The organism is Novipirellula sp., from assembly GCF_041583735.1.
Taxonomy (GTDB): domain Bacteria; phylum Planctomycetota; class Planctomycetia; order Pirellulales; family Pirellulaceae; genus Novipirellula.
This window is the reverse complement of the sequence record NZ_JBFHFD010000597.1, coordinates 1-5411: the sequence shown is the minus strand read 5'-3', so window position 1 is coordinate 5411 and position 5411 is coordinate 1. Positions and strand designations below refer to the sequence as shown.

The following is a 5411-nucleotide window of genomic DNA, read 5'->3' as shown; positions in this document are numbered from 1 at the left end:
GGATGGATGCGAGCGAAGTGGACGTGGCCGATTTTGAACGTTTTGATGCGGACCAATCTCAACGATTGCGGTCTCGGCTCAGCGAACTGTTGGGGGGTCTACACAATGTTCATCTACGGCGACTCGGGCAAGCTTTTCTGAGCGATGACATGTTCATGCAGCGACTCGAGGTGGGGGCTGCGGCAGTCAGCAACCATCACGCCTACCCCGGCGGCCTGCTGAAACACACCCTCGATCTGATGGAACTGTGCATTTTGGTCGGCCCCCGCTATCCGCAACTCGATACCGAGTTATTGATGTTCGGCGCCTTCTTGCACGACCTCGGGAAACTCGAAGAGCTCTCTTCCGAAGGCGAAGCCACCTATACCGACCGTGGTCAATTGGTGGGACACATCGTGATCGGCGTCCAGATGCTTGGTGAGAAGATTCGTGAGATCGATTCGCCCGCCGAGCCATTTCCTCACGAACTGCGTCTCCAGCTCGAGCATCTCGTGGTCAGCCATCACGGGCAAATTGAATTCGGCAGCCCAAAATTGCCCGTCACTCTGGAAGCGGTGACGCTGCATCACATCGACAATCTCGACGCCAAGATCGAATCGTACACCAACATCATCGAATCCGACATTTCCGCCGACGGCAACTGGACAAACTATAACCCAACGATTGGCCGCAAGTTGTGGAACAAGCGAGACTAACCGTAGCATAGGCTTCAATGCCTGTGACAACCATTTACGCTTTACCACAACAAGCACGCCCCCAAAGCCTTCGGGACCGAATGGAGACCGTGATGACAAGTCCACAAAAACGCAGCGCCGTCGTCCTTCTCTCGGGCGGTCTCGACAGTGCTACGTGCCTGGCGATCGCAAATGCGGAAGGCTTTGCGGCGCACGCGATCAGTTTTCGCTACGGGCAACGCCACGAGTATGAACTCGAGCGAGCTCAACAGCTTGCCCGTTCGCTTGGCGCAGCATCGCACCGAGTGGTCGACATCAATTTGGCCCAGTTCGGTGGATCGGCACTCACCGATGCATCGATTGGCGTGCCAAAGCACGAAGCCGTCGAGGAAGTTGGTGAATCGATCCCCGTCACGTATGTTCCCGCACGCAACACCGTGTTTCTTTCGCTCGCATTGGCGTTTGCTGAAACGATTCAATCGACCGACATCTTTATCGGCGTTAATGCACTGGACTACAGCGGGTATCCCGATTGTCGACCGGCGTTCATCACGGCGTTTCAAACCATGGCCAACCTTGCCACCAAAGCAGGCGTCGAAGGGGCCGAGCCACTGCGGATCCACACACCACTACTAGATCTGAGCAAAGCTCAAATCATTGCCAAAGGCATTTCGCTTGGCGTCGATTACTCACAAACGCTGTCGTGCTATGATCCAGGCCAAGGAGGCACGCCCTGTGGCCACTGCGATGCGTGTCTGCTGCGAAACAAAGGCTTTGCCGAAAACGCAATGACCGACCCGAGTCTGTAGTCAGATTGCAAACGATCGCCGTGCCGCTGCAAGGGTCTCGCCGTGAGCACTTCATTGACAAAACAAGCCTATCCGATCCTGCTTTTGTTGCTGGCCATGTGGCTGGTGCGGATTGTCGATTTCGTGATTCCGATCGACTTGAACCAGTTTGGATTGCTACCACGAACGCCACGAGGGCTGGTGGGCATTGGCATGATGCCGTTTCTACACGCCAGTTTCGCACATTTGATTGCCAACACGATACCGCTGGCAATCCTGTTGGGGCTAACGATTGCATCGCGACATCGTGCCTGGCCGATCATTGCCGCGATCGTGGTCGGCAATGGAGTCCTGTTATGGCTGTTTGGTCGCAGTGCTAACCACATCGGCGCCAGCGGACTAGTGTTCGGCTTGATCGCCTACTTGATCACCGTCGGGATCCGCGAAAAACAACTCACGTCGATCGCCATCGCCCTGGTCGTCGGCATTCTGTTTGGCGGCACCTTGCTGACGGGAATGCTACCGCGATGGAGCTCCGTCATCTCCTGGGACGGCCATCTGTTCGGCGGCATCAGCGGCCTGATCGTCGGCATCGCAACCTCACGATCGCGATAGTTATCGGCTTTGAGCGACCATGACGGAGTGCGGCAAGGCAACAACGACAACTCGCCATATGTTTTGATCGTTAGCCTTTTGAAAATCTCGGAGAGGCACTCGGCGCCGGCCCGAAAGCCGTTGACGGCTTCCGCTACGCTTTCGACGCAAAATGCATATAGGCGTGCAATTACTTCGGCTCGGTGAACACTTGGCTTAGTGCTTGGCGAAAGACTTCCAGGCGTTTGGGGGTGCTGCTGTCGATCACGGTCACCACGACTCCGCGGCGATCGAGGATGACGGTGTGTGGTAGCGACTTGGCTTGGTAAACATAAGCCGCGTCACCGTCGACATCCATTAATACCGCCGCGTCCACACTGACTCGCTCGATCGCTCGCGATGCACTCACACCGGACTCTTCCAAATTGATTGCCACCCACGCGACGTCGTTGCCGCCCACCTCCAGGATCGCTTGCGAGAAATCGGACAAGCCTCGCAGACTCGGGGCACTCCAACTGGCCCAAAAGTCCAGCACGACAACACGTCCCTTCAGCGACGCCAAATCAAACGATTCCCCCTCGATCGTTTTCAAATCGAAATCAGGGGCCGGCTTGCCAATCAGCGGTGAAGCAACACCTAACGCCGGTGCTTTACGAGTCGGTTCGTCGCGGTAGGCCATCGGTACCGTTGCCGACTCGATTACCCAATTACGCTCGATACGGTCCGACGCCTGGGCCACTGGATCACGACCAAAGTGAATGGACTTGATGTCGCTCAGCGGAACCTCGAATTCGGCGAACGCCCTGCTCTGCCCCGTCAACTTCTGATCTTCGATTGCAAAGCCCCACAGCGTGACTTCCCGTTTATCAACGAGCACGGCATGAACAAGGAACTCATCGTCCCTGGGCTGTGCGTCGGACTGCGGATGAAGCCAAACAATTTTGGCGATACGGTCACGCGGAAGCTCAATCGACTTGGACCGCACTTCGGCGACCAACACTTCGGACTTTAGTTCCAAGACATTACACCGCAGCAAATCCCCCGTTACCGAGACAACCAAATGCGACGACGGCGCATCTTGCTGAGCTCGCGGCACGACAAGCATTCGCTGCAGATCTCGCGGGTCAACGTCAAGCGGCTTGGTGACTTTGGTCAGCGTCACCGATTGGAGTTCCGTTCCCTTGACCAACACTTTGCCTTGACCAGTCCATCTCGCCGTAACGCCTCCCGAATCAATGCTCTCGATATTTGCATTGACAGCATCACCACTACGGAAAACGATCGGCAGCGCTCCATCGGATTCCTCGGACACTTCCTCTCGACGAGGCGAACCGATCGTGATTTTCCCTTGCGAATGTTCGGCGATCGCCGACGCATTTCGAGACAATGCGGTCTGCCACACCAATCGACCGTTCTGCTTTGACGGACGATCGACAAGCCATCCTGCTAGATGGACACCTTCGCAGTCGAGTTGCATCTCGAGCGAGTGAGATACGAGAGATCGATGCCAATCGGGCACGAATGATCGCGGAAATAAGGCACGCGACGGACTTCCGAATTCATATTGCTTGGATTCCGCAAGACGCAGTTTGTAACGTCGACCAAAGATCGTGTTCTTTTTGGTGATGCTCTGCACCACGCCGGCATCAAACTGTAGCGGCGCCGCAAACATTGGGCTGTCGCAGATGATGTGCCCCGTGGTTGCATCGCAACGGAGATTCCCGTCGACGTAGCCTCCATCGACAAGCCAGACTCGCATCCGAGGCCCTGAGGCAAACAGCGATTGCGCCGCAATGAACGTTCCTAATAAAACAGCAAAGCCAATTCGCATCGTATTCATCGCTCGTAAATTGGCAGGAATCGAAAGTTCAAGGCCAAAGCCAACAGAGACATCGAGGTCGAATTCGCGGCCCCTAAGTCACCCGAAAAGCTACCATCGGGACTCTGACGCGATTTCAATTTTCGTACCAGCGATTCATTCCATTTTCTCCACAGTTCGACATCCGCTTGGAACAGAGCTTGTGATTGGTAGTACCACGCATACTCGATCCATCCGGTTCGTTCGTTCAGATTCTTTCGCAAGTAGCTTTCCGTCGCCGCGTACTGAGGCAGATCTTTTCGCCGCGCGATGGCATAGACCAAACACACGATCGACGAACGGGCAATCGATTCTCCGAATCCGCTCAGACCTCCCGCGTAGCCCACCGCGCCGGTCTCGGATGTCATGCTTGAAAAATAGTCGAGGGCCCGATCGATCGATTCATCGGAAACTTCAATCCCGGCATTGCGAGCGGCCAATAGGCCCATCATTACCGCGCCGCTAACCGACGTATCGGCGTCTTTTGCGCCGGGTGAATACCGCCATGCTCCGAGCGGATTGTTCTTTTGAGACGTCAATGCCGACCGCACCGCCAACTCCAACGCTTGTCCGATGCTGCGTTGATTCTCACTATCCGCAACATAAATCGAATCGCTTTTCCATAAATCCGTTTCATCCACGGCACCATACGCCTCGGCCAGCGCCAGCATCGCAAACCCATGGTGATACATACTTGGCCCCATGTATCCGGTATCGCTCGATTGGTTGCGAATGATGTTGCGAAGTGATTTGCGAATGGCGCTGCGGTAGAGACCAAAGTTGGGATCGTCTCCTGACGCTAAAAAAGCTAACAACCCTAGCGCCGTGGTCCCGGCGCCCGCTTCGCCGCCGGTGGCCCAAGTTCCATTTTCAGTCTGGGTCTGCAGCAAATAGGCCAACCCGGCATCGTACATTTCGCGAACCTCACGCGAAACGGGATCGTTGTCGTCGCCTGTGGCTGCGGGTGCCAGTGTGGGTTGACGAGTCTGAGCATTCGCGTTCGACGAAAACAGTGCACCGACAAGCAGCAGGATCACAGTGACTTGGCAAATTAGCTTGCTCATCGACTCTCCTCCAATCGCCGGAAATATTCTCCGAGTCCGCTGCGAAATTCTTCGGGCAGAGAGCGGCCTGATTCGCCCGTCATTTGACGAACCTCGCTTTCACGCAGCTTTTCTTTCGCATTCAGCCCCGCACCTAGCAGCGCCAACGCATCCTGATCGGTTTCGCCCTGCCCTCCCCCTTCGGGACTCGCACCGCCGTCGCCGCCTCCTTGCGGATTGATCCGCTTGGACCGCAGCAACATCTCAATCACTTCGGTTTGTGCCGCGATCGTTTCGGTACCCGTGCTCAGCGAACGCAACAAGCTGGCTGCTTCGTTCATCGTTTGGCTGGCCATCAATAACAAATTGATATCGCTTTCGAAATGCACCAAGCCGTCGGGTAGCGATTCCAATTCACCTGCCAACCGTTCGCTTCGCTGGCGAAGCTTCGGCT

The 5411-nt window shown here is 55.8% G+C and carries 5 protein-coding genes and 1 pseudogene; 3 read left to right on the top strand and 3 right to left on the bottom strand.

What is annotated here, in order from left to right:
• From ABX962_RS29140 to ABX962_RS29130, 3 genes are all read left to right on the top strand, one after another.
• A partial coding sequence (locus tag ABX962_RS29140; protein ID WP_372724771.1) for a 3'-5' exoribonuclease YhaM family protein occupies nt 1-695 on the top strand: 695 nt, incomplete at its 5' end.
• A gap of 92 nt (nt 696-787) precedes the next feature.
• Nucleotides 788-1483 (top strand): 7-cyano-7-deazaguanine synthase QueC, encoded by a 696-nt coding sequence (gene queC, locus ABX962_RS29135; protein ID WP_372724769.1) that lies wholly within the window; start codon nt 788-790, stop codon nt 1481-1483.
• Nucleotides 1484-1537: 54 nt separating this feature from the next.
• Nucleotides 1538-2077: a rhomboid family intramembrane serine protease gene (locus ABX962_RS29130; RefSeq protein WP_372724767.1), complete on the top strand. Its 540-nt coding sequence runs from the start codon at nt 1538-1540 to the stop codon at nt 2075-2077.
• 169 nt (nt 2078-2246) lie between these two features.
• Here ABX962_RS29130 and ABX962_RS29125 read toward each other — a convergent pair whose 3' ends face one another.
• The 3 genes and pseudogenes from ABX962_RS29125 to ABX962_RS29115 form a co-directional block, all read right to left on the bottom strand.
• Nucleotides 2247-3896: a TlpA family protein disulfide reductase gene (locus ABX962_RS29125; protein WP_372724765.1), complete on the bottom strand. Its 1650-nt coding sequence runs from the start codon at nt 3894-3896 to the stop codon at nt 2247-2249.
• Complete coding sequence (locus tag ABX962_RS29120) at nt 3893-4978, bottom strand: prenyltransferase/squalene oxidase repeat-containing protein (RefSeq protein ID WP_372724763.1); 1086 nt, start codon at nt 4976-4978, stop codon at nt 3893-3895. The genes ABX962_RS29125 and ABX962_RS29120 overlap by 4 nt, the downstream gene beginning before the upstream one ends.
• Nucleotides 4975-5411, bottom strand: a pseudogene (locus tag ABX962_RS29115) (hypothetical protein); the annotation flags it as partial. The pseudogene ABX962_RS29115 and the gene ABX962_RS29120, both read right to left, overlap by 4 nt.

Excerpts from the sequence above, each read along its gene's own strand:
- queC (WP_372724769.1), top strand. The coding sequence starts at position 788 with ATGACAAGTCCACAAAAACGCAGCGCCGTCGTCCTTCTCTCGGGCGGT.
- ABX962_RS29125 (WP_372724765.1), bottom strand. The coding sequence starts at position 3,896 with ATGAATACGATGCGAATTGGCTTTGCTGTTTTATTAGGAACGTTCATT.
- ABX962_RS29120 (WP_372724763.1), bottom strand. The coding sequence starts at position 4,978 with ATGAGCAAGCTAATTTGCCAAGTCACTGTGATCCTGCTGCTTGTCGGT.